Annotated in this window: 24 protein-coding genes and 1 pseudogene; 12 read left to right on the top strand and 13 right to left on the bottom strand. The window is 61.1% G+C overall.

Annotated elements, in window-relative coordinates; translation table 11 throughout:
• Positions 1 to 20 precede the first annotated feature (20 nt).
• The gene (locus HU730_RS02465; RefSeq protein ID WP_003174397.1) at positions 21 to 296 is read left to right on the top strand and encodes a peptidylprolyl isomerase; all 276 of its coding nucleotides are present in this window, start codon (positions 21 to 23) and stop codon (positions 294 to 296) included.
• A 125-nt stretch (positions 297 to 421) separates the two neighbouring features.
• Here HU730_RS02465 and HU730_RS02460 read toward each other — a convergent pair whose 3' ends face one another.
• The 8 genes from HU730_RS02460 to HU730_RS02425 all read right to left on the bottom strand — a co-directional run bounded on the left by HU730_RS02460 (position 422) and on the right by HU730_RS02425 (position 7,008).
• The gene (locus tag HU730_RS02460; RefSeq protein ID WP_186526849.1) at positions 422 to 1,327 is read right to left on the bottom strand and encodes a sugar kinase; all 906 of its coding nucleotides are present in this window, start codon (positions 1,325 to 1,327) and stop codon (positions 422 to 424) included.
• 143 nt (positions 1,328 to 1,470) lie between these two features.
• Positions 1,471 to 2,679 carry an amino acid deaminase gene (locus HU730_RS02455; RefSeq protein WP_186526850.1) on the bottom strand — a complete coding sequence of 403 codons (1,209 nt, stop codon included), beginning with the start codon at positions 2,677 to 2,679 and terminating at the stop codon, positions 1,471 to 1,473.
• 9 nt (positions 2,680 to 2,688) lie between these two features.
• Entirely contained in the window at positions 2,689 to 3,453 is a 765-nt protein-coding gene (locus HU730_RS02450; protein ID WP_034125739.1) for an IclR family transcriptional regulator, read from the bottom strand.
• Positions 3,454 to 3,587: 134 nt separating this feature from the next.
• Positions 3,588 to 3,977: a RidA family protein gene (locus HU730_RS02445; RefSeq protein WP_057014351.1), complete on the bottom strand. Its 390-nt coding sequence runs from the start codon at positions 3,975 to 3,977 to the stop codon at positions 3,588 to 3,590.
• Between the two features lie 14 nt (positions 3,978 to 3,991).
• A complete protein-coding gene (locus tag HU730_RS02440; protein ID WP_186526851.1) occupies positions 3,992 to 4,774 on the bottom strand; it encodes an amino acid ABC transporter ATP-binding protein in 783 nt (260 codons plus the stop codon).
• A complete protein-coding gene (locus HU730_RS02435) occupies positions 4,771 to 5,433 on the bottom strand; it encodes an amino acid ABC transporter permease (protein WP_057977441.1) in 663 nt (220 codons plus the stop codon). Before HU730_RS02435 ends, HU730_RS02440 begins: the two co-directional genes overlap by 4 nt.
• Positions 5,434 to 5,444: 11 nt before the next feature.
• Positions 5,445 to 6,107, bottom strand: a complete 663-nt coding sequence (locus HU730_RS02430) for an amino acid ABC transporter permease (RefSeq protein ID WP_019817612.1) — start codon at positions 6,105 to 6,107, stop codon at positions 5,445 to 5,447.
• Between the two features lie 52 nt (positions 6,108 to 6,159).
• Positions 6,160 to 7,008 carry a transporter substrate-binding domain-containing protein gene (locus HU730_RS02425; RefSeq protein ID WP_034125742.1) on the bottom strand — a complete coding sequence of 283 codons (849 nt, stop codon included), beginning with the start codon at positions 7,006 to 7,008 and terminating at the stop codon, positions 6,160 to 6,162.
• A 282-nt stretch (positions 7,009 to 7,290) separates the two neighbouring features.
• On the opposite strand from HU730_RS02425, the gene HU730_RS02420 reads away from it, so the two are divergent.
• Positions 7,291 to 7,539 (top strand): hypothetical protein, encoded by a 249-nt coding sequence (locus HU730_RS02420; protein WP_034125743.1) that lies wholly within the window; start codon positions 7,291 to 7,293, stop codon positions 7,537 to 7,539.
• 74 nt (positions 7,540 to 7,613) lie between these two features.
• Positions 7,614 to 7,853 (top strand): annotated as a pseudogene (locus HU730_RS02415) (thioredoxin family protein); the annotation flags it as partial.
• A gap of 70 nt (positions 7,854 to 7,923) precedes the next feature.
• Here HU730_RS02415 and HU730_RS02410 read toward each other — a convergent pair.
• The 3 genes from HU730_RS02410 to rpiB all read right to left on the bottom strand — a co-directional run bounded on the left by HU730_RS02410 (position 7,924) and on the right by rpiB (position 11,454).
• Entirely contained in the window at positions 7,924 to 9,492 is a 1,569-nt protein-coding gene (locus HU730_RS02410) for a TerC family protein (protein WP_186526852.1), read from the bottom strand.
• 456 nt (positions 9,493 to 9,948) lie between these two features.
• Positions 9,949 to 10,929: a sugar-binding transcriptional regulator gene (locus tag HU730_RS02405; RefSeq protein WP_034125745.1), complete on the bottom strand. Its 981-nt coding sequence runs from the start codon at positions 10,927 to 10,929 to the stop codon at positions 9,949 to 9,951.
• A gap of 63 nt (positions 10,930 to 10,992) precedes the next feature.
• Positions 10,993 to 11,454 (bottom strand): ribose 5-phosphate isomerase B, encoded by a 462-nt coding sequence (gene rpiB / locus HU730_RS02400; protein ID WP_186526853.1) that lies wholly within the window; start codon positions 11,452 to 11,454, stop codon positions 10,993 to 10,995.
• Between the two features lie 262 nt (positions 11,455 to 11,716).
• On the opposite strand from rpiB, the gene HU730_RS02395 reads away from it, so the two are divergent.
• From HU730_RS02395 to dhaL, 7 genes are all read left to right on the top strand, one after another.
• Positions 11,717 to 13,204, top strand: coding sequence for a sugar ABC transporter ATP-binding protein (locus HU730_RS02395; protein WP_034125747.1), 1,488 nt, complete (start codon positions 11,717 to 11,719; stop codon positions 13,202 to 13,204).
• Positions 13,201 to 14,178, top strand: a complete 978-nt coding sequence (locus HU730_RS02390) for an ABC transporter permease (protein ID WP_014718193.1) — start codon at positions 13,201 to 13,203, stop codon at positions 14,176 to 14,178. The genes HU730_RS02395 and HU730_RS02390 overlap by 4 nt, the downstream gene beginning before the upstream one ends.
• A 34-nt stretch (positions 14,179 to 14,212) precedes the next feature.
• The gene (locus HU730_RS02385) at positions 14,213 to 15,220 is read left to right on the top strand and encodes a substrate-binding domain-containing protein (protein ID WP_186526854.1); all 1,008 of its coding nucleotides are present in this window, start codon (positions 14,213 to 14,215) and stop codon (positions 15,218 to 15,220) included.
• A 121-nt stretch (positions 15,221 to 15,341) separates the two neighbouring features.
• Positions 15,342 to 16,097, top strand: a complete 756-nt coding sequence (locus HU730_RS02380; protein WP_186526855.1) for an SDR family oxidoreductase — start codon at positions 15,342 to 15,344, stop codon at positions 16,095 to 16,097.
• Between the two features lie 27 nt (positions 16,098 to 16,124).
• Positions 16,125 to 17,240, top strand: a complete 1,116-nt coding sequence (locus tag HU730_RS02375) for an erythritol/L-threitol dehydrogenase (protein WP_019817618.1) — start codon at positions 16,125 to 16,127, stop codon at positions 17,238 to 17,240.
• A gap of 96 nt (positions 17,241 to 17,336) precedes the next feature.
• Positions 17,337 to 18,338: a dihydroxyacetone kinase subunit DhaK gene (locus HU730_RS02370; protein ID WP_060764681.1), complete on the top strand. Its 1,002-nt coding sequence runs from the start codon at positions 17,337 to 17,339 to the stop codon at positions 18,336 to 18,338.
• Between the two features lie 3 nt (positions 18,339 to 18,341).
• Positions 18,342 to 18,986, top strand: a complete 645-nt coding sequence (dhaL, locus tag HU730_RS02365) for a dihydroxyacetone kinase subunit DhaL (protein WP_186526856.1) — start codon at positions 18,342 to 18,344, stop codon at positions 18,984 to 18,986.
• A gap of 148 nt (positions 18,987 to 19,134) precedes the next feature.
• On the opposite strand, the gene sohB is transcribed toward dhaL, so the two are convergent.
• The gene (gene sohB / locus HU730_RS02360; RefSeq protein WP_014718187.1) at positions 19,135 to 20,160 is read right to left on the bottom strand and encodes a protease SohB; all 1,026 of its coding nucleotides are present in this window, start codon (positions 20,158 to 20,160) and stop codon (positions 19,135 to 19,137) included.
• Positions 20,161 to 20,354: 194 nt separating this feature from the next.
• On the opposite strand from sohB, the gene HU730_RS02355 reads away from it, so the two are divergent.
• Complete coding sequence (locus HU730_RS02355; protein ID WP_034135852.1) at positions 20,355 to 21,065, top strand: histidine phosphatase family protein; 711 nt, start codon at positions 20,355 to 20,357, stop codon at positions 21,063 to 21,065.
• A 56-nt stretch (positions 21,066 to 21,121) separates the two neighbouring features.
• Positions 21,122 to 21,436: an SCP2 sterol-binding domain-containing protein gene (locus HU730_RS02350; protein WP_034125754.1), complete on the top strand. Its 315-nt coding sequence runs from the start codon at positions 21,122 to 21,124 to the stop codon at positions 21,434 to 21,436.
• Between the two features lie 192 nt (positions 21,437 to 21,628).
• Here the strand turns inward: HU730_RS02350 and HU730_RS02345 are convergent, their stop codons facing one another.
• On the bottom strand, positions 21,629 to 24,265 hold the full coding sequence (locus tag HU730_RS02345; protein ID WP_186526857.1) for a glucosidase: 2,637 nt from the start codon (positions 24,263 to 24,265) through the stop codon (positions 21,629 to 21,631).
• Positions 24,266 to 24,273: the final 8 nt, after the last annotated feature.

The raw sequence follows: 24,273 nt of genomic DNA, 5'->3' as shown, positions 1-24,273 counted from the left end.
CGCACAGCTGGTAGAGCCCCATGAAAGCCCAAGCCCGTCATATCCTGGTGAAAACCAGCGAAGAAGCCGAACAACTCAAGCAGCGCATTGCCAAGGGCGAAGCCTTTGATGTGCTGGCCAAGAAGTACTCCACCTGCCCGTCGGGCAAACGCGGTGGTGACCTGGGCGAAGTGCGGCCCGGGCAGATGGTGGGGGCGATTGATGCAGTGATCTTCAAGAAACCGGTGAAGGTGGTGCACGGGCCGATCAAGAGCAAATTTGGGTATCACCTGGTGCAGGTGTTTTACCGGGATTGATACGGCTGCCTCCGATCGTTCCCACGCTCTGCGTGGGAATGCCTCACTGGACGCTCTGCGTCCGCTTCTGGGACGCGGTGCGTCCCGGGCTGCGCTCCCACGCAGAGCGTGGGAACGATCAGTGATCATCTCGGTATCAGCGCCCCGGGCACCTGAATCACCCGGCTTGCCAACCGATGCCCCGCCAGTGCGGCGTCTTGGGGCGAGCCACCCTTGAGTCGACAGGCCAAATACGCCGCACTGAACGAATCCCCCGCCGCCGTGGTGTCCACCACCTTCTCCACTTTCAACGACGGCACCGCAAAGCGCTCGCCCGCGCAACGAATCAGGCACGCATCCGCTCCCCGCTTGAGCACCACTTCTGCAATCGACGGGTACGCCGCGAACACCTGCTCGCTATCCTCATAACCAAACAACGCGCGTTCGTCATCCTCGGTGAGCAAGGCAATGTCCACCTCGGCCACCACCCTGCGATACGCTTCACGAGCCGTTTGCACATCGGCCCACAACCGGGGCCGGTAATTGTTATCGAACACCACCCTGGCGCCGCGCCGGCGGGCTTCGATCAGCGCCTGCAGTAAACGCTCACGCCCGATGCCTCCCAGCACGGCCAAGGTAATGCCGCTGAAATACACCACATCATAGCCCGGCAGGGCCGCCAGCACCGGCTTGGCGGCAGGCGTGGTGAAGCAGTCGCGCACGGCCGCCTCGTTGCGCCAGTAGAGGAATTTACGTTCGCCCTGGGCGTCGGTCTGGATGCAATACAAGCCCGGCAGGCGCCCTGGTAGGCGCTGGACTCTATCCAGGCCAAGGCCTTCGGCGCGCCAATGCTCGCACATGGCTTCGCTGAAGCTGTCATCGCCCAGGGCGGTGACGTAGTCAACGCTGCCGGCATCGCCCAGCTCGCGGCGCAGGTACACCGCGGTGTTCAGGGTGTCACCGCCGAAGCTCTGGTGCAGGCTGCCGTCGGCGCGGTGTTGCAGTTCGATCATGCATTCGCCGATGAGGGCGATGCGGGGGTGGGTGTTCATGGCAAAGTTCTCAGGTGTGCTGGAGGGCCCCATCGCGGGCAAGCCCGACTCCCACATTCGACTGCATTCCTTCAGTTAAAACGCGGTCACTGTGGGAGCTGGCTTGTCGGGTCGCCGCATCGCTGCGATAGCCGCGACTCGGTCTAGAAGCTGGTACGCAGAGACTCGACCACCTGCAACTGCTCATCCACCAGGCACCCCACCTGCCACTTGTCAAAGGTCAGGCAAGGGTGGGACGTACCAAAGGAAATGATGTCGCCAATACGCAATTCAACCTCCGGCGCCACAGTCATGAATGCATGCTGGTCCATTACCGCCGTGACCTTGCACCCGCTCACATTATCACCTTGCGCCGGCACGATCCCGGCCCTGTAGCGCTTGAGCGGCACTGGCAAACCGGCGTCGTAGGCCACGTCGCGCTTGCCCAGGGCAACCACCGCAAAACCAGGCTCCGGCAGCGACTGCACATGCGCCCAGACTTCCATTGCCGGGCGCAGGCCCTCGTTGAGGTCGCTGCGGCGTTCGAGTACGCAGCACTGCGCCTCTTTATAGATGCCATGGTCGTGGGCCACGTAACTGCCAGGGCGCAACACGCTGAGGAAACGGCCGGCGGCGTTTTGCGTTTCGAACGACTCGGCGATCAGGTCGTACCAGGCCGAGCCCGATGCGGTGATGATCGGCTTGGGCAGGTCGAACAGGCCGCTGTCTTGCAGTTCCACCGCCAGGCTCACCAGGCTGGCGGCGAAGGCGCGGATACCGCTGATGGCGTGCTCACCGTGGATCACGCCTTCGTAACCCTCGATACCGGTGAGGGCCAATGCCGGCTGGGCCTGGATCGCCTTGGCCAGGTCGCGCACTTGCTGCTCGCTGCGGCAGCCGCACCGGCCACCGACCACGCCATACTCGATCATCACGTTGAGGCGCTGGCCACGGGCGGCGAAGAACAGGCCCAGGTCGGCGACGTTGTCCGGGTGATCGACCATGCAATGGAAGTCAAAATCCTTGTCGGCCAGCAGGTCGGCGATCAAGGCCATGTTCGCCGCGCCCACCAGTTGGTTGGCCATCAGCACGCGACGCACGCCGCTGGCGTAGGCGGCGCGGGTCTGCACGGCGGTAGCCAGGGTGATGCCCCAGGCACCGGCGGCGATCTGGCGCTGGAACAGCGCGGGCATCATGCTGGTCTTGCCGTGGGGCGCCAGCTCGGCGCCGCTGCTGCGGACAAAGTCCTGCATCCAGCGGATGTTATGTTCCAGGGCGTCACGGTGCAGCACCAGGGCCGGCAGGCTGACATCGCGAACCAAATGGGCACCGACTGCGGCGGCCCCTTTTTCAACGGCATTGAGGGCAGACATGGAAAACTCCTATTCGTTGATGCGCCGGGCCAGGCTGTTGGCACTGTCGATCAGTACCCGGCGATAGTCGTGGTAGTTTTTGCTCGCATCAGCCCGGGGGGCGACGATGCACAGGGTCGCGATGCTGACGCCCTGGGCATCGCGCACCGGGGCGGCAAAGCAGTGGGTGAAGGTGTCGGCCACACTGTCGAAGGAGAAGAACCCATCCAGGCTGGCCTGGCGAATCTGCGCCAGAAAGGTGTCCAGCGGCAGGCGCAGGCCATCCGGCAGGATGAAATCGTCGGGATCGATCAGGTCGACGATCTGCTGATCGCTCAAATGCCCCAGCAACAAGCGTCCCGAGGCAGTCCACGGAATGGGCGCGTTTTCACCGATGTCCGAAGAAATACGGAAATGCCGCTGGCCTTCGCGCATCAGCGCCACCGTGTATTTGCGCCCGTTGAGCAGGCACATCTGCGCGGTTTCGTGGGTCTGGCTGACGATCTCCTGCAAGGCGTGGTCGGCCTCGCGGGTCAGGTCGAAGTGACGCAAGTGTGCCTGGCCGAGGAAATACAGCTGGCGCCCCAGATACACGTGGCCGTCCTTGCCCACGGTCTCCAGGATGCGCCGCTCCAGCAACGACGCCACCAGTTCGTAGACCGTGGATTTGGGGCTGCCAATGCCGCTGGCAATATCATTCGGGCGCAGGGGTTGGCCGATTTCCTTGAGAAAATCGAGGATATCGAACGCACGGTCCAGGCCTTTGGCGCGGCGTTTGATGGTGTCTTCGGTCATGGCAGTACTCGGTCCCGTTCCAGATGATCGTTCCCACGCTCTGCGTGGGAATGCATGCGGTGACGCTTTGCGTCACATGCGCGGACGCAGAGCGTCCAAGGCGGTATTCCCACGCAGAGCGTGGGAATGATCAGTTAGGCCTTTTTCTTGTAGGCGACGCAATCGATCTCGACCTTGCAATCGACCATCATATTGGCCTGAACACAGGCGCGCGCCGGTGCGTGCTCCGGGGTGAAGTATTCGCCGAATACCTTGTTGAAACTCCAGAAGTCCCGTGGGTCTTCCAACCATACGCCCACCCGCACCACATCCTTGAGTTCGTAGCCGGCTTCTTCGAGGATCGCCACCACGTTGCGCATCGTCTGGCGGGTTTGCTCGATGATGCCGCCACTGATGATTTCACCGTCCACCGCAGGCACCTGGCCCGACACGTACAGCCAGCCATCGGCCTCCACCGCGCGGGCGAACGGACGTGGCTGGCCGCCACCTGCGGTGCTGCCGGTGCCGTAACGAGTAATGCTCATAAAGTTGCTCCTTGTTAAAAACGAATGTTCTTGAGAAATTCTGCCAGGCGCGGCGACTGCGGCCGTTCGAAGATGTCCTTCGCACTGCCCTGCTCTTCAATGCGGCCCTGGTTCATGAAGACGATCTGGTCCGAGACCTCATAGGCAAAGCGCATCTCGTGGGTGACCAACAACATGGTCATGCCCTCCTCCGCCAACCCCTTGATCACGCTGAGCACTTCGCCCACCAACTCCGGGTCGAGGGCCGAGGTGACTTCGTCGAACAGCATCAGGCTGGGGTTCATGGCAATGGCCCGGGCAATGGCCACGCGCTGTTGCTGGCCGCCGGACAATTGGCCGGGAAAGTGGTTGCGGCGCTCCAGCAGGCCGACGCGGTCCAGCCATTTTTCGGCCAGCGCTACCGCTTCATCCTTGCCCATTTTCTTGACCTTGAGCAAGCCGAGGGTGACGTTCTGCAGCGCGGTCAGGTGCGGGAACAGGTTGAATTGCTGGAACGCCATGCCGGTCATTGCGCGGTGCTGGGCGATCAACCGCTCCGGGTGGCGTACACGCTTGCCGCCGACATCGCTGTAGCCGATGGACTCGCCATCCAGGGTGATCTGCCCGCCCTGGAACTCTTCCAGCAGGTTCACGCAGCGCAGCAAGGTGGTCTTGCCCGAGCCGCTGGAGCCGATCAACGTCACCACATTGCCGCGCTGCATGGACAGGTCGACGCCCTTGAGCACTTCCACCTGGCCGTATTGTTTACGCAGGCCACGAATGTCCAGCAGCGCTGGGTTGGTTTGAGCTTGGTTCATGGCAAGGCCACCCGTTTTTCAATGTAGCGCCCGAATAATTCGATGGCGTAGTTGATGACAAAGAACAGAAAACCGGCGAACAGGTAGAACTCCAGGGTCATGAAGGTGCGCGCGATCACCTGCTGAGTACTGAGCAGCAATTCGGCCACGCCGATCACCGACAGCAAGGTGGAAGCCTTGACAATTTCCGTGGAGGAATTGACCCAGGTCGGCAAGATCTGCCGCAGCGCCTGGGGCAGCAGCACATAGCCCAGGGACTGAGAGAACGTCAGGCCAATCGCCTTGCCCGCTTCCATTTGCCCACGGGGAATGGCCTGCAGCGCGCCGCGCACGATTTCCGATACATGGGAGCCACAGAACAAGGTGAGCCCGACAGCACCGGCCTGGAACGCACTGATTTGCCAGCCAAGGGCCGGCAGCATGTAGAAACATGCCAACACCAGCACAAACACCGGCGTGCCACGGATCAAATCGACATACAGACGGAACGGCGCACGCATCCAGAACTTGCCGTAGGTGAGGATCAACCCGGCGACGATGCCGATCAGGGTGCCAAAGACAATCGCCAGCGCCGAGACCGCCACGCTGGCCTGAAAGCCGGCCCAGAGGGTCTCGCGGGCGATCCACAATTCATGCAGCCAACTGGGGGATTCGTACATGAGGCCCTTCCTTAACGACGGATAGCCAAACGCTGTTCCAGGTAACGGAGCAGCATGGCAATCAGGTAACAGGCAGCCACGTAGAGCGCGGTCGTGACCAGCCAGGTTTCAATCACCCGGTAGCTTTCGACGTTGATCTTTCGGGCGTAATAGGTCAGCTCCGGCACCGCGATCGCGGCGGCCAGGGAGGTGTCCTTGAACAGCGAGATGAAGTTGTTCGAGAGTGCCGGCAACACGTTGCGCAGCATCACCGGCACGGTGATGTAAGCGCGAATCCGCCACTCGCCCAGGCCAATGGCCAGGCCGGCTTCACGCAAACCCTTGGGAATATTCACCAGGCCTGCGCGGAACACTTCGGTGAGATAGGCACCGGCATACAACGACAGGGTGATGATGAACGAGGGAATCTTATCCAGGCGAATACCCAGGGAGGGCAAGGCGAAGTAGATCAACAGGATCAACACCAGGATCGGGGTGTTGCGCACCACCGTCACATACACCGAGGCAAGAATACGCAACGCACGGTGCCTGGAGAGCATGGCAAACGCCATCAACAGGCCGATCACGCAGCCGATGGCGATCGACAGCAACGCCAACTGCAACCCCAGGCCGAGCCCCGCCAGCAAGGTGTCGAAATCACGCCAGACGGCGGCAAAGTTCAACTGATAGTTCATGGTCAGCAGCACCTGAAGGGGGCGTGTTCAAGCACGCCCCTGTTGTTGCGGGTCACTTGAATTCCACGGGAAAACCAATCGCCGGTTCTGGCAGGTCCACGCCGAACCACTGCTTGAACGAGGCTTTGTAGGTGGGGAATTCCACACCGGTCATGGCTTCGTGCAGCGCGGTGTTGACGAAATTCAGCCAGTCCTGGTCGCCCCGCTTGACCGCACAGGCATAGGTTTGCGGGCTCCAGGCGTAGGTGGGGCTGCGGTAGCGGCCAGGGTTCTGCACCATCAGGTATTTGACCGAGGACTGGTCGGTGGCGGCGGCATCGGCGCGACCTGAGTTCACGGCCTGGTACATCAGGTCAACGCTGTCGTACTGATCGACCTTGGCCTTGGGCAGTGCCTGGTGCACCAACTCTTCGGCATACACGTTCTGCAACACAGCCACGGTGACGTCGTCGCCCGCCGCCTGCAGGTCTTCGATTTCCTTGTATTTGCTGTTATTGGGCAACAGCAGGCCGACGCCTTCCCGGTAGTACGGCAGGGTGAAGGCCACCTGCTGCGCACGGCTGGCGGTGACGGTGATGAACTGGCAGCTCATGTCGACCTTGTCGGTGAGCAGGTTGGGAATACGTGCGTCAGACGACTGCACCACAAACTCCACCTTGCTCGGGTCATTGAACAAGCCTTTGGCCACGATGCGGCCGATGTCGATATCAAACCCCTGCAATTTGCCATCCGCTCCCTGGAAGTGCCACGGCGCATTGGTACTGCCTGTGCCTACGATCAAGTGCCCACGCTTGAGCACATCATCGAGCTTGCTGTCCGCCGCCTGCACCACGCTGGCGAGGGAAGCCGATGCAGCGACGAGAAAAACACACGCTTTGAATACGGAAGGTCGGTGATGCATGACAAGCACTCCAGGGAGGGTGTATTCCGCTATACCGGAACTTGGTATGTAACAACGGAATAGACAGCAGAAAGTGTGCCATAGGTGCTCATGGAAAGACATGCGCCCCGCAAATGCCTTGTGGATCAGTCAGATAGCGGCCTGACGGGAATACGGCGCCTGCCTGTGAGTACAAACGCTTTGCTACGCAAGACCTCAAACCCTGTTACTGCGCACCAATACCGAACGCCTGGGCTAACCTCTAAGAGCGTGCTTGCTCGCCCTTACATGGAACCCTGACTGATGAAACTGCGATATATCTTGCCCGTGCTTTTGCTCGGGGTGGCTGGCAACGCCCTGGCCAGTAGCGACCGTCGTGAATGCAAGGAAGAACTGCAGAAACTCAAGGAAGCCTTCAGTACCGACTACACCGCCCAGAATCACCATGGCTATCGCCGGGCCAAGGCCTCCCGCGACAATGAGGAATACGAGAAGTGCGCGAGCCAGGCCCGCAAGGCTAGGGAGCGCATAGAGCGCGAGGCAGACCTGTGAAGGTTGACAGTAGACGGTGATAAGCCACGGGCTTAGCGTTGGCAAACACCCACGCGGCTTGAAGGGAGATCACCATGGGAATGGCCACCTGCATCATTTCCAGCGCCACAGCGTTCGAACGCGTACTGAATACACCGCGCCCGGTGTTCCTCCTGTTTGTATCAGAGCACTGCCCCGCTTGCGCGCAGGCAGGCGCCGTGTTCGAACAGCACGCCTGGCAGCATCCCTGGGTCGTGAGCCTGGTACTCGATTGCGCCCATACGCCGAGGCACCCGGACGTGTCAGGCACCCCGACGCTGCTGATCTATCGCAAGGGCGCCCTGGTGGAACAACACAAAGGTTTGGGCCCCCTTGAAGAACAAGAGCAGTACGTGAAGGACATCTTCAGCCGTTATGACCTGAGCAAGGGTGCAAGTGCACTTGCGTCACTCGACGCTCCTCCACTTCAGCCACGGTCAAACGCCAGCCTTCATGTTCCAGGCTATCGCCCACCACCGGCAGGCGGTCAAGCAGGCTCATCACCAAACCTGCCAGGGTTTGATAATCCTCGGTCGTCACCGCCTTGAAGCCCGTGCGTTGACGCACCAGGTTGAGGTTCAAGGCGCCATTGGCACGGAAGCCATCGCCTTGCTCGACAATATCGGGCCCTTCGATTTCGCTGGCATCGGGCAATTCACCGGCGATGGATTCCAGAATATCCGTCATGCTCAATACGCCCATGAAGTCGCCGAATTCGTTGATCACGAAAGCGATGTGAGTGGACTCCTGGCGCATCTGCTCCAGGGCATTGAGGATCGAAAAACTGTCCAGCAGGTTGATCGCCCGACGCGCCAGGTGTTCCAGGTTCGGCTCGTTGCCGGCCAGGTACTCCTTGAGCAACTCCTTCTTGTGCACAAAACCCAGGGGCTCATCCACCGCACCGTTACGGATCAACGGCAGACGCGAGTAAGACGAGTGCATCAGTTTCAGACGGATCGTCTCGGGGTCATCCGCCAGGTCGATGCAATCAACCTTGGCCCTTGGCGTCATCAGGGTGCGAATCGGCCGCTCGGCCAGTTGCAGCACGCCGCTGATCATCACCCGTTCGCGTCGGTCAAACAGCGGACCCTGCGCAGCATCCGGCTCGCCCAGCAGGTCAGCCACGTCTTCACCCACCTCTTCCACCGCCAGGCTGCGGCCGCCCAACAAGCGCATCACCGCATGGGCGGTACGCTCACGCACCGGCAACACGCCTTGCGCCGACTTCTTGCGACGGGCTCGGGCGATCTGGTTGAACACCTCGATCAGAATCGAGAAACCAATGGCCGCGTACAAGTAGCCCTTGGGAATATGGAAGCCCAGGCCTTCGGCGGTCAGGGCGAAACCGATCATCATCAAGAAGCCCAGGCACAGCATGATCACGGTGGGGTGCGCATTGACGAAACGGGTCAGCGGCTTGCTCGCCACGATCATCAGGCCGATGGACACGATCACGGCGATCATCATCACCGCCAGCTCGTCGACCATGCCCACGGCGGTAATCACCGCGTCGAGGGAGAACACCGCATCCAGCACCACGATCTGCGCGACGATCGGCCAGAACATGGCGTAAGCCACACTGCCCTTGTGCTGCGCCACATGGCCTTCAAGGCGCTCATGCAATTCCATGGTGGCCTTGAACAGCAGGAATATACCGCCGAACAGCATGATCAGGTCACGGCCGGAGAAGCTCTTGTCGAACACCTCGAACAGCGGCTGGGTCAGGGTCACCAACCAGGAAATACTCGCCAACAGGCCCAGGCGCATCAGCAGCGCCAGGGATAAACCGATCAAACGTGCACGGTCACGCTGCTCCGGCGGCAACTTGTCCGCCAGGATCGCGATAAACACCAGGTTGTCGATACCCAGCACCAGTTCCAGCACAATCAAGGTCGCAAGGCCGAGCCAGGCCGTAGGATCCGCTAACCATTCCATTTATAAATTCTCTGTCTTTAAAGTGTTCAGAACGCCGGGCACGGCAAAGTGCGGTCATGCGACCGGGACAAGGTTAGTTGACGGAATACGGGGTGCTTCAGCGGGAACAGCGACAGCGGTTGTCTTGGGGAAAGACGACTGGGAGGCTCCGAGAGGGTGTTCATGCAAGTCCTGAAATGACAAAAGGACTTGAATCCTACATTCGAAATACAAATTTCCCACAACGCAAAACTATTACAAAACCTGTAAACCCCATCAGAAGCACAGCAACTCTTGTGGGAGCTGGCCTGCGATGCCGGCACCTCGATGCATGATCGTTCCCACGCTCTGCGTGCATGATCGTTCCCACGCTCTGCGTGGGAATGCCGCCTTTGACGCTCCGCGTCCCACCCGCGCCAGGATGACGCGGAGCGTCACAGGATGCGTTCCCACGCTGGAGCGCGGGAACGATCTGTATCAGGTTTTACGAGTGGCATCGTCCAGCGCCAGGATGGTGTGGGCATTGGTGACGGTGGTCGCCAGCGTATTGATCACTCCCGAGCGCAACGCCCCCAAGGTTGCCGCCGCCTTGGTGTTCTCACTGGCAATCGCCACCACGTCCGGGATGCGAAACAGCTCCTGCACCGTCAACCCGATCACCCGCCCCTGGATGGCGTTGACCGCCGGCTGGCCGTGAATGTCGATAAAGTCATAACCCATCATGTCGCCCACGGTGCCAGACAACCGCGCCTGGGCGATTTCCTGGGGCGAGAACCAGCCCATGCGCACCATGTTGCTGTTCTCGCTCATGTCGCCGATGCCGATCAAGGCAATATCAGCGCGGCGTGCGCGGTCAAGGGTCGAACGCACCGTGTCGTTGTTGATCAGCACCCCGCGCAGTTCCGGGTTGGCCACCAGCGCCGGGGCGTACAGGCTTTCACTTTCGCCACCAAAGCGCAGGGCCAGGCGTCGGCAGATGTGGTCAGGGTTCATGTATTCGCCGGCCTTGAGCGAACCGCCGATGGCACACACGAAGGTGCAGTTGCGGGTCACCGGCAGAAACACGTTATCGGCCACCGCGCCGACGTTACGCCCCATGCCCACGGCAACGATCATCCCATCACTCAGGGTCTTGTTGAGGTAGTTGGCGACCAGGCTGGCGACCGCCGAGCGCTGGGTGTCGGGGTCGCTGTGGTCGACCGCGATCAAGGCGCGGTCGAGCTTGAAGCGCTCCACCAGCGCCCGCTCCAGCTCGTTGTTCATCGCCGGGTGCTGCAACACGCGCACCTCGACGATCCCTTCATCCCGAGCACGCTTGAGCAGGCGGCTGACTTTTGCCCGCGACAGGTCAAAGCGCTTGGCAATGGCCTCCTGAGTGACGTTCTCAAGGTAATAGAGCATCGCCACTTCGGTCATCTGATCGATATCACTGGCCATGCGCTGGGTACTGTCACTCATGGGGACGGGCTTCCGTTTCGGCGTCAAAGGCGCATTCTCCCGACTCTTGCCCCGCGCCGTCCACTACTGATGCCCATCGCGCTCGATCGCATTGATGCGTTCGACCTTGGCCCCGGACCGCGCCGCTTCGAACTCCGAGGCCAAAAACGCACTGACGATGCTTTTGGCCAACTCCGCACCGATGACCCGCGCACCGATGGAGAGGATTTGCGCATCGTTGCTCTTGCGCGCCCGCTCCGCCGAGTAGGTGTCATGGGCCTGGGCCGCACGGATGCCCAGCACCTTGTTGGCCGAGATGGCCATGCCTATGCCGGTGCCGCATACCAGCACGCCGAGGCGCTGTTGCCCGGCATTGATGGCGCTGGCCACGGCCAGGGCGATGTCCGGGTACAGCACCGGCGCCGTTGAATGCGTACCGAAGTCGGTCACCGGGTACCCCAACGCCTCGATATGGCGCTTCAACAACTCTTTGAGCTCAAAACCCGCTTCATCACATCCGATAGCCACCGGGAAAGGTGTGTTCATGGCGCCAAACTCCACTGATCAAATGATCACTTAGTGAAATATCTCTCACCCATTTCGCAAGCATTCACCCCTTACTGTCAAGCGAGATTTAACTGACCTGCCAGTCAAAGCCCTATACCAAGGCAATAACCGCGTCAAAGATGAGAATCACACCTTTTAAGTGAAAGAGATTGACTGATCAGAATTTCATTTGATACACATATGATCACAGCGAAACATGACTGTGCGACCTAATAAGAATTCACAGCACGAGGACACGCCGATGGCTACGCCATTACTGCTCCAGGCTGAACACGTCGCCAAGGCTTACGCCGGGGTACCAGCCCTGCGCGACGGGCGCCTTTCTCTGCGCGCCGGCAGCGTCCACGCCCTGTGCGGCGGCAACGGTGCCGGCAAGTCAACCTTCCTGAGCATCCTGATGGGCATCACCCAGCGTGACGCCGGCAGCATTCTGCTCAACGGCGCACCGGTGCAGTTCAATCGCCCGAGTGAAGCCCTGGCCGCGGGGATCGCAATGATCACCCAGGAGCTCGAACCCATCCCCTACATGACCGTCGCCGAAAACATCTGGCTGGGCCGCGAACCGCGCCGCGCCGGCTGCATCGTCGACAGCAAGGCCCTCAACCGCCGCACCCGCGAACTGCTCGAAAGCCTGGAGTTCGACGTCGACGCCACCAGCCCCATGCACCGCTTGAGCGTGGCGCAGATGCAATTGGTGGAAATCGCCAAGGCGTTCAGCCATGACTGCCAGGTGATGATCATGGACGAGCCCACCTCGGCCATCGGCGAGCGCGAGGCCGAAACCCTGTTCAAGGCGATTCGCCGCCTTACCGCGCGCGGCGCCGGCATCGTGTACGTGTCCCATCGACTGAGCGAACTGGCGCAGATCGCCGATGACTACAGCATCTTCCGTGATGGCGCCTTTGTCGAAAGCGGGCGCATGGCCGATATCGACCGCGACCACCTGGTGCGCGGCATTGTCGGCCAGGAACTGACGCGCATCGACCACAAGGTGGGCCGCGAATGCGCGGCCAGCACCTGCCTGCAAGTCGACAACCTGAGCCGCAACGGTGAGTTCCACGACATCAGCCTGCAGCTGCGCCGTGGCGAGATTCTCGGCATTTATGGGTTGATGGGCTCCGGGCGCAGTGAATTCCTCAATTGCATCTACGGCCTGACCGTGGCGGATTCCGGCAGCGTTACCTTGCAAGGCAAGCCCATGCCCATCGGGCAGCCCAAGGCGACCATCGACGCCGGCATGTCGCTGGTTACCGAAGACCGCAAGGACAGCGGCCTGGTGCTGACCGGCAGCATCCTGTCGAACATTGCACTGTCGGCCTATAAGCGCTTGTCGAGTTGGTCGCTGATCAACGCACGTAAAGAAGCGCAACTGGCCGAGGAGATGGTCAAGCGCTTGCAGATCAAGACCAGCTCCCTGGAGCTGCCGGTAGCATCAATGAGCGGCGGCAACCAGCAAAAGGTGGTGCTCGCCAAATGCCTGTCCACGGAACCGGTGTGCCTGCTCTGCGATGAACCCACCCGCGGCATCGACGAAGGCGCCAAACAGGAGATCTACCACCTGCTCGACCAGTTCGTGCGCGCCGGTGGCGCAGCCATTGTGGTGTCGTCGGAAGCACCGGAACTGCTGCACTTGAGCGACCGCATCGCCGTCTTCAAAGGCGGCCGGCTGGTCACTATCAGCACCGACACCGCCCTTTCCCAGGAAGCCTTGTTGAGTCTTGCCTCATGAATGCCAAAACCATCGTTGCTCCCGTTACTGCCGCGCCGCGCAACCGCCTGCGCCTGTCCCTCGACCGCTTCGGCCTGCCGCTGGTGTTTATCCTGCTGTGCGTGGTGATGGCGTTTTCCAGCGAATACTTCATGACCTGGCGCAACTGGATGGACATCCTGCGCCAGACCTCCATCAACGGCATTCTCGCCGTGGGCATGACCTATGTGATCCTGACCAAGGGCATCGACCTGTCGGTGGGGTCGATCCTGGCGTTCGCCGGGTTGTGCAGCGCCATGGTCGCCACCCAGGGTTATGGCCTGTTGGCGGCGGTCAGCGCGGGGATGTTTGCCGGCGCGATGCTCGGGGTGGTCAATGGTTTCATGATCGCCAACCTGTCGATCCCGCCGTTCGTGGCCACCCTCGGCATGCTCAGCATCGCCCGGGGCATGACCTTTATTCTCAACGACGGCAGCCCGATCACCGACCTGCCCGACGCCTACCTGGCCCTGGGCATCGGCAAGGTCGGCCCGGTGGGCGTGCCGATCATCATCTTCGCCGTGGTCGCGCTTATTTTCTGGATGGTGCTGCGCTACACCACCTACGGCCGTTATGTGTACGCGGTGGGCGGCAATGAAAAAAGCGCGCGCACATCGGGCATTGGCGTGCGCAAGGTGATGTTCTCGGTCTACGTGGTCTCGGGCCTGCTCGCCGGGTTGGCCGGCGTGGTGCTGTCGGCACGCACCACCTCTGCCCTGCCCCAGGCCGGGGTTTCCTACGAGCTGGACGCGATTGCCGCAGTGGTGATCGGTGGCACCAGTTTGTCCGGCGGTACCGGCAGCATTGTCGGCACCTTGTTCGGGGCACTGTTGATCGGCGTGATCAATAACGGCCTGAACCTGCTCGGCGTGTCCTCCTATTACCAGCAGGTCGCCAAGGGCCTGATCATCGTGTTTGCAGTACTGATCGACGTGTGGCGCAAGAAGAAACGCTGAAGAACGACCCATAACAATAACTGGAGTTCTACTTATGAAACTGGGTACCACCCTGGCCGCTGCGGCGGCCCTCTCCCTGCTCGCCAGCAGTATCGCCCTGGCCGCCGACGGCAAGACCTACAAGATCGGCGCAGCCGTCTATGGCCTCAAGGGTCAGTTCATGCAGAACTGGGTCCGCGAGCTCAAGGAACATCCGGCCGTCAAGGATGGCACCGTGCAGTTGACCGTGTTCGACGGCAACTACGACGCCCTGACCCAGAACAACCAGATCGAAAACATGGTGACCCAACGCTACGACGCGATTCTGTTCGTACCGATTGATACCAAGGCCGGCGTCGGTACCGTCAAGGCCGCCATGAGCAACGACGTGGTGGTCATCGCCTCCAATACGAAAGTAGCCGATGCCAGCGTGCCGTATGTGGGTAACGACGACGTGGAAGGCGGCCGCCTGCAGGCCCAGGCCATGGTCGACAAGCTCAATGGCAAAGGCAACGTGGTGATCATCCAGGGCCCGATTGGCCAGTCGGCGCAGATCGACCGGGAAAAAGGCGAGCTGGAAGTGCTGGGCAAACACCCGGACATCAAGATCATCGAAAAGAAAACCGCCAACTGGGACCGCGCCCAGGCCATGACGCTCACCGAAGACTGGCTCAACGCCCACCCCAAGGGCATCAATGGCGTGATCGCCCAGAATGACGACATGGCCCTGGGCGCCGTGCAGGCGCTGAAGTCCCATGGCCTCACCTCCAAGGATGTGCCTGTGACCTCTATCGACGGCATGCCGGATGCGATCCAGGCGGCGAAAAAGGACGAAGTCACCACCTTCCTCCAGGATGCCCAGGCCCAGTCCCAAGGCGCGCTGGACGTGGCCCTGCGCGCCCTGGCAGGCGAGGACTACAAGCCGCAATCGGTGATCTGGGAGCGCTACGCCAAGGACGTGAAATGGGCCGACGGCACAGCCAAGAACTACATCCTGCCCTGGGTGCCGGTGACCAATGCCAATGCGGATGCGCTGTACAAGCAAGTCAGCGGCGGTAAGTAGTTTGATCGTTCCCACGCTCCGCGTGGGAACGCATCCCGTGACGCTCCGCGTCACCTAACATCGGAACGCAGAGCGTTCCACGCGGCATTCCCACGCAGAGCGTGGGAACGAGGAGTCATTCATGTCTGGTTTCTGGAACCAAGCCTTCGACCTCAGCGGCCGTTGCGCGGTGATCACCGGTGGCGCCGCCGGCATCGGCCTGGCCTGCGCTACCTTGCTGGCGGAACGCGGCGCAAGGGTGGCGCTGCTGGACCGCGATCCGGCCGTGGTCGAGGTGGCCGCCAGCCTGGGTGCCGGGCACCTGGGCATTGCCGTCGACCTCGGGAAGATCGACCAGATACAACCGACCGTCGACAAGGTGTTCGCACATTTCCAGCGCCTGGATTACCTGATCAACAGCGCAGGCGTGGTGCTGCTGGACAAGGCCATCGACGTCAGCGAAAGCGCCTGGGACACCACCTTGGACATCAACCTCAAGGCCAGTTTTTTCATGGCTCAGGCCTGCGCCAGGCACATGATCGCCAAGGGCAGCGGGCGCATCGTCAACCTGGCGTCCCAGGCTGCCGTGATTGGCCTGGACCGTCACGTCGCCTACTGCGCCAGCAAAGCCGCCATCGTCGGCATGACCAAAGTATTGGCCATGGAGTGGGCGCCGCAGGTGAACGTCAATGCTATCTCCCCCACCATCGTCGAAACCGCCCTGGGTAAAAAAGCCTGGGCCGGCGAGGTGGGTGAGCGGGCCAAATTGCAGATCCCGGCAGGTCGCTTTGCCCAGCCGGAAGAAATCGCCGGGCTGGCGTTGTACCTGCTCAGTGATGCCGCGCAGATGATCACCGGTGCCAACATGGTGATCGACGGCGGCTACAGCATTCAGTAATTCATCGTTATGTCGTGAGGTTTTGTCATGTCCACCGTCACCGAACGCACACCTGAACAACTCGCCCCGAGCATCCCGAAAACCATGCAGGCTGTGGTCTGCCACGGCCCGGAAGACTACCGCCTGGAAACCGTCGACGTGCCCACCCCCGGCCCCGACGAGATCCTGACCAAAGTCGAGCTGTGCGGCATTTGCATGGGCGATATCAAGACCTATCGCGGCGCGCCGTCGTTTTGGGGCGATGCCGAGCAACCGCGCTACGTGAAGCCGCCGATGATCCCCGGGCATGAGTTCGTGTGCCGCGTGGTCGCCCTTGGCCCAGGCGCCGAGAAACGCGGCGTGGCCGTGGGCGACCGCGTGATCTCCGAGCAGATCGTGCCATGCTGGGGCTGCCGCTTCTGCAACCACGGCCAGTACTGGATGTGCCAGAAGCACGACCTGTATGGCTTCCAGAACAATGTGCAGGGCGCCATGGCGCAATACATGATCTTCACCAAGGAAGGCATCATCCACAAAGTGCCGGAATCCATCGCCCCCGATGAAGCGATCCTGATCGAACCCCTGGCCTGCTCGCTGCACGCGGCGGAACGCGCCAACGTCGACCATGACGACATCGTGGTGGTCGCCGGCGCCGGCACCCTGGGCCTGGGCATCATCGGCGCGGTGCGGTTGCGCAACCCGAAAAAGCTCATTGTGCTGGACATGAAACCCGAACGCGCCGCCCTCGCCCTGCGCCTGGGCGCCGATGAAGTGTGGAACCCGGCCGAGGTGGATGTGCTGGCGAAAATCCGTGAGATCACCGATGGCTATGGCTGCGACATTTATATCGAGGCGACCGGGCACCACAAGGCGGTAAACCAGGGCCTGGCGATGCTGCGCAAGCTGGGACGCTTTGTGGAATTCAGCGTGTTCAATGACGAGGCCACGGTGGATTGGTCGATCATCGGTGACCGCAAGGAGCTGGATATCCTCGGCTCGCACCTGGGGCCGTATATGTACCCAAGGGCCATAGACTTTATCGGCAACCGCAAGATCGATATGCGCGACGTGGTGACCCACAAGTTTGCGCTGGCGGACTTCAAGGAAGCCTTTGCAGTGATGGAACGCGGCGATAAATCGCTGAAGGTTGTGCTCGAACCCTGATCTCAGTAACAACACAAAACCCTGTGGGAGCTGGCTTGCCTGCTCCCACAATGGAAGGGTGTCGCCCCTTAGAACAAGAACACAGGAACCCGCGTTATGAATCGAGTCATCAACGATCCCGACCAAGTGGTCGAAGACATGCTGCGCGGCATCCTGGTCGCGCACCCCGAACTGCGCCAGTACGAAAGCAACCCACGGGTCATTGTCCGGGCCAGACCGTCCGCCCAGCGCCGCGTCGGCATTGTCACCGGCGGCGGCTCCGGGCATGAACCGGCGTTCCTCGGCTATGTTGGCCCGGGCCTGGTGGATGCGGTGGCCGTCGGCGAGATTTTTTCCTCGCCCACCGCCAAAAGCTTTTTCGACGCCTTCCGCGCCGCCGACCATGGCGCAGGCGTGGCCTGCCTGTATGGCAACTACGCGGGCGACAACATGAACGTGAAGCTGGCAATGAAAATGGCCGCCAGCAAAGACATGCGCATCCGCACCGTGGTCGCCAACGACGACGTGGCCTCCGCGCCCAAGGCCGATATTGCCAAGCGTCGCGGCGTGGCCGGGGAGATCTTCATGTGGAAGATCGGCGGTGCCGCCGCTGCCCAGCATTACGACCTGGACGGCGTGATTCGGGTGGCGCAGAAAACCGTCGACCACTGCCGCTCGATTGGTATCGGCCTTACGCCCTGCACGATCGCCGCGGTGGGCAAGCCGAACTTCCAGATTCCCGACGGCCAGATGGAGCTGGGTATCGGCCATCATGGCGAACCGGGCATCGAAGTCATCCCGATTGAACCGGCCGCCGCCATGGCCGAGCGCATGCTGGCGCCGATCCTCGCCGACCGCGATTTCAGCCAGGACGACAGCGTGGTGGTGCTGGTCTCAGGCCTGGGCGCCACCCCGGTGATGGAGTTGTATATTTTCTACGCCGAGGTGGAAAAACAGCTCAAGGCCAAAGGTTTGAAGATTCACCGTTGCTACGTGGGCAACTACTTCACGTCCCTGGAGATGATGGGCGTGACCTTGACCCTGCTCGGCCTCGACGCCGAGCTGAAAACCCTGATCGACCAACCCTGCCGCTCCATCGGCATGACCCAGGCGGAGTGAACCATGAGCCAGCATTTTTCCACCCATGACGGTAGCGCCATTGTCGCCGGCCTGGTCAGCGTGATCGTGGCAAACCGGGAGTACCTCAGCGAAGTCGACGGCGCTATAGGCGATGGCGACCATGGCATTAACATGGCCAAAGGCTTTGCCCATTGCGGCCGCACGATCGAAGGCCGCCAACTGACCCTGGCCGAAGCCCTGGATGAACTGACCCTGAGCCTGATGGAAGGCATCGGCGGCTCCATGGGCCCCTTGTATGGCAGCCTGTTTATCGGCATGGCCGACGAAGTGCGCGCCAGTGAAGACATCGACGTCGCCACCTTCGCCCACCTGCTGCGCGGCGGCTTGACCTCGTTGCAGGACATCACCGAAGCGGGCGTGGGCGACAAGTGCTTGATGGACACGTTGATCCCGGCGGTGGAAGCCTTTGAACGGGCGCATGCAGCGGCGCGTTCTTTCAGCGATGCACTCGACGCAATGAAAAGCGCTGCTTCTCAGGGGCGGGATTCGACCAAGGACCTGGTGGCCAAGATTGGCCGAGCGAGTCGTTTGGGTGAGCGTTCCCTCGGCGTTCTGGATGCCGGGGCCGTATCGTGCTGCCTGATCCTTACGCAGTTGGCGGACTCGATTAAACCCCGTTTGACCTGACATGATCGTTCCCACGCTCCGCGTGGGAATGCAGCCTTGGACGCTCCGCGTCCCACCTACGCCAGGGTGACGCAGAGCGTCACTGGAGGCATTCCCACGCGGAGCGTGGGACCGATCGACAAGGGACTACCTGGTTTTCAGTACTGGCTTACCAGAACCGCTGCTGGGTCAAGCGGCTCCACCAGGTCAACAGCACCCGGTCCACCGAACCGCTGGCCGCCAAGCCCACGCGCTCCTGCAGGCTCTTACGCTCGGCATAGTGCAGGTGGAACACTTCGGCGGTCTTGGCCTTGGTGGCCAGGTATTCATCGCTGGTTTGCAGCTCATCGACCAGTTGTTTGTCGAGAGCGGCAACCCCCAACCACACTTCGCCAGTGGCCACCTCGTCAATCGCCAACTGCGGGCGGTAACGCGAGACGAAGTTCTTGAACAGCTGATGGGTGATGTCCAGGTCTTCCTGGAACTTCTCCCGGCCCTTCTCGGTGTTTTCGCCGAACACTGTGAGCGTGCGCTTGTATTCACCGGCGGTCAGCACTTCAAAGTCGATGTCGTGCTTTTTAAGCAGGCGATTGACGTTGGGCAACTGCGCCACCACGCCAATGGAACCGAGGATGGCGAAGGGTGCACTGATGATCTTCTCGCCGATGCAGGCCATCATGTAGCCGCCGCTGGCCGCGACTTTGTCGATGCACACGGTCAACGGTACGCCGGCCTGGCGGATACGCGCCAGTTGCGAAGAGGCCAGGCCATAGCTGTGCACCATGCCGCCGCCGCTTTCCAGGCGCAGCACCACTTCATCCTTGGGCGTGGCCAGGCTAAGCAGTGCGGTGATTTCATGGCGCAGGCTTTCGGTGGCCGAGGCCTTGATGTCACCGTCGAAATCCAGCACGAATACCCTCGGCTTGGGCTCGGGCTTCTTCTTGTCTTTCTTCTTTTCAGCTTTGCTTTCGGACTTGCGCAGGGCCTTGAGCTGGTCCTTGTCGAGCAAGCTGGACTCCAGGCGCTCACGCAAGCCCTTGTAGAAATCATTCAGCTTGCTGACCTGCAATTGGCCGGCGGATTTACGACGACCTTTGCTGCGCAGTGCTGCAAAGCTGATCAGTACCACCAGAATAGCGACCACCAGGGTGACGGTCTTCGCCAGAAAGCTCGCGTATTCGGCCAAAAAATCCATATGTCTCCTTAAAAAATGCACTGCGCCAGGCGCGGATGGCCCCAGCATACCGACGCCACTGCGAAGGAGCCAGTGATCAAACCGCCAGCAGGCGGGCTCCAACGCGCTTTTAAAACAAGCGTATGTTTTTTCATTGACAGCTCGCAGGCATCCTCATAACCTCGCCAGACTTTCAACGTACCGGGAAAACGGACGTGGGCAGCATTTATCTGATTCGACATGGCCAGGCTTCCTTCGGTGCAGACGACTATGACGTCCTCTCGCCCATTGGCGTGGAACAAGCGCAAGTGCTCGGTCGCCACCTGGCAGACCTGGGCATTGCGTTCGACCGCTGCATCGCCGGCGACCTGCGTCGCCAGCAGCACACTGCCAGCGCCACGTTCGACCAGTACAGCGCCCTGGGCTTGCCGGTTCCGGCATTGGAAACAGACAGCGCGTTCAACGAGTTCGACGGCGAGGCAATCATTCGCGGCCTGTTACCCGACCTGCTCAGCAGTGAGCCGGATGCCGTGCACATCCTGCGCAATGGCCCGCAGAACCGCAGCGAGTTCCAACGCATTTTCGCCCTGATCATCGAACGCTGGCTGGCCGGCACCTATGATCCGCCCGGGCTGGAAAGCTGGCTGGGGTTTGTCGAGCGGGTCCAGGGTGGTTTGCAGCGGATCCTTGAAGCCGCCAACCACACCGACAAAATCGCCGTATTCACCTCCGGCGGCACCATCACCGCCCTGCTCCACCTGATTACCCGAATGCCTGCCGCTCAGGCCTTCGAAATGAACTGGCAAATTGTTAACACCTCGCTCAACCAATTGAAGTTCCGTGGTCGCGAGGTGGCACTGGCTTCCTTCAACAGTCACGCCCACTTGCAACTGTTGAAGGCGCCGCAGCTCATCACTTTCCGATGAACTGCGGCCAACCGTGACCCCAAGGTCACTGGACTCTACCCTTAAGGATCGAAACCATGACTGACGTAGCTAAAGCAGTAGAAGCAATGAAAGCCAAATTCAACCCAAGCGCTGCCGAAGGCTTGGACCTGGTGTTCGGTTTCCGTATCGACGACAGCAAGAATTTCTCGCTGGTGGTCAAGGACAAGACCTGCGAACTCAAAGAAGGCGAAAACCCTGACGCGCAGGTCACCCTGGTGATGGACAGCGAGACCCTGGAAGGCATCGTCGACGGCTCCACCGACGGCATGCAAGCGTTCATGGGCGGCAAGCTGCGCACCGAAGGCGACATGATGCTGGCGATGAAGCTGAGCGAGCTGTTCCCTTCCTGATTCACGGGTAACCCTGAATCCTGATCCCGCCTCCCCAGGCGGGATTTTTTTGCCTGCATTCTCGCGGTGAATGAAGATCCCCTGTGGGAGCTGGCTTGCCTGCGATGGCATCTACTCCATTTGCCGGACGCACCGCGGTGCCTGTATCGCAGGCAAGCCAGCTCCCACAGAAAAGCAAATCCGTAGGACTGCTCAGGTTTTTGGCTGTAGCAACAACGCCACCAACGCGCTCCACCCGGTCTGGTGTGAAGCCCCCAACCCTCGCCCTGTCTCACCATGAAAATACTCATGGAACAACACCAGGTCACGACTGGCCGGGTCTTCCTGCAACTGCGCATACCCCACCATCGACGGCCGCACACCGTTTTCATCTTTGAGAAACAGCCGCGTCAGCCGCTCGCTGAGGCTGTCAGCCACTTCCTCGAGAGACGCCAGATACCCACTGCCCGTCGGGTACTCCACGGAAAAATGCTCCGCGTAATAGCGATGAAATTCGCGCAACGATTCAATCAGCATGTAATTGACCGGCATCCACAGCGGCCCGCGCCAATTGGAGTTGCCGCCGTACAAGCGTGAGTCGGATTCACCGGGTTGGTAACTGGCGCACAAGGTGTCGCCATTCATCTTCAACGCCAGGGGCTGCTCGGCGAACGCCTTGGACAGGGCGCGCACGCCAAAGGCCGACAAGAACTCCTGGTCATCCAGCATGCGTCGCAGCAAATCCTTGGTGCGTTCACCGCGCAGCAGCGCCAGCAACAGGCGGTTGCCCTGCCCCGGTTCGGTCCAGCGCGAAACCAACCTGGCCAGGTCCGGCCGATGATGCATAAAGCCCAGCAGGCGCTCGCGCAAGCCTTCCAGGCCCTCGTGCTCGCGCTGTTCCAGCACAAGCACCGCGAACAGCGGCATTAACCCGACGATGGAGCGCAGGCGCACCGGTTCGCTCTGGCCATCAGGACGGTGCAGTACGTCGTAGAAAAACTGGTCCTGCTCATCCCACAAGCCTTCGGCGCTGTCATCGACGCGGTTGATAGCGCCGGCGATGTAGAGGAAATGCTCGAAAAACTTCACGGCAATGTCCACGTACACCACATTGCGCTTGGCCAACTCCAGGCCGATGCGCATCAGGTCCAGGGCATAGGCCGCCACCCAGGCGGTGCCGTCGGCCTGGTCCAACTGGTAACCCGGCGGCAACGTGGCCGAGCGGTCGAACAAGGCGATATTGTCCAGGCCCAGAAAACCGCCCTGGAACAGGTTGCGGCCCTCGGCGTCCTTGCGGTTGACCCACCAGGAGAAATTCAGCAGCAGTTTGTGAAAGATCCGCTCCAGGAAATCCATGTCGCCCACGCCGGTCAACGCCTTGTCCTGCTGATATACGCGCCAGCTGGCCCAGGCGTGCACGGGCGGGTTGGCGTCGTCAAAGCGCCATTCGTAGGCCGGCAATTGGCCGTTGGGGTGCATGAAGCGGTCCTTTACCAGCAGCAACAGCTGTTGCTTGGCGTAACCGGGGTCGATCAGCGCGATGGCCACCGCCTGGAAGCCTTGATCCCAGGAGGCATACCAGGGGTATTCCCAAGTGTCGGGCATGGACAAGATGTCGAAGTTGCTCAGGTGCCGCCAATGGGTATTGCGGATAAGCAGACGCTCGGGCGGTGGCGCGGGCTGGGCCGGGTCGCCGTCAAGCCACTGGTTCACGTCGAAATAGTACAGTTGCTTGGACCACAGCAGGCCGGCCAGGGCCTGGCGTTGCACATTGCGCGCATCGTCATCGGCAAGGCCCTGTTGCAAAACCGCATAGAAGTCATCGGCCTCCTGGCGGCGCTGTTCGAATAGCTTGCGCGCATTGACATCGGGCGCGTCCAAAGGCGCAAAACGCAGGTAGAGGATTTTGCTTTCCTGGCCCGCCAGTTCAAGGGTGAAATGCGCGGCCACCTTGGTGCCGGCGTCCCGGCGAACGGCCGACTCAACCCCGCCCACCACGTAATCGTTAATGCCATCCTTGAATGGCCCCCGCGCCGGTTGCCCGTCCAGTTTGGGCCGATTGGTTTGGTTTTCGCAGAACAGCCACTGCAACCCGTCCTGGCCCCAGGCACTGAGGTGGCGATCATCGAGCTCATGATGACACGCCAGAACCCGCTCGCCGTCCAAACTCAAGCTGGGCTTGGGTGCATCGAAGGTCCAGCTCCAGTCATTGCGCGCCCAGAGCTGGGGCAACACCTGCAGGCGTGTGGGTTGGTCCGAACGGTTATGCACGGTGACGCGCATGAAAATATCGTCGGGCTGATGCTTGGCGTATTCGACACTGACGTCGCAGTAGTGGTTGTCTGTAAACACACCGGTATCGAGGACTTCATACTCGGCATCCGCCAGCCCACGACGGGCGTTTTCGGCGATCAGGTCAGCGTAGGGAAAGGCCTCATGGGGATATTTGTAGAGCATGCGCATGTAGGCATGGCTCGGCACGCCATCGACGAAAAAGTACAGTTCCTTGACGTCTTCACCGTGGTTGCCTTCGGCGTTGTCGAGGCCGAACAGACGTTCCTTGAGGATTGCGTCACGCTCGTTCCACAGCGCCAGGCCCAGGCACCAGCGTTGAGCCTTGTCACTGAAACCGGCCAATCCATCCTCGCCCCATCGATAGGCGCGGCTGCGTGCATGCTCATGAGGGAAGTAGGCCCAGGCGTCACCGTCGGCGCTATAGTCTTCGCGCACCGTGCCCCATTGGCGTTCACTCAAGTACGGGCCCCAGTCGCGCCACTGCTCGGCGCCTGGCGTTGCCAGGCGCTGGCCTTCGAGGGTGTCCAGCAGGTTGGTTGCGGGTTTGGCCGTCATTGGGTCCT

The organism is Pseudomonas sp. SWRI22, from assembly GCF_014268395.2.
Lineage (GTDB): Bacteria > Pseudomonadota > Gammaproteobacteria > Pseudomonadales > Pseudomonadaceae > Aquipseudomonas > Aquipseudomonas paracarnis.
The sequence above is the reverse complement of the archived record's forward strand: the minus strand, read 5'-3'. Positions and strand labels throughout refer to the sequence as shown.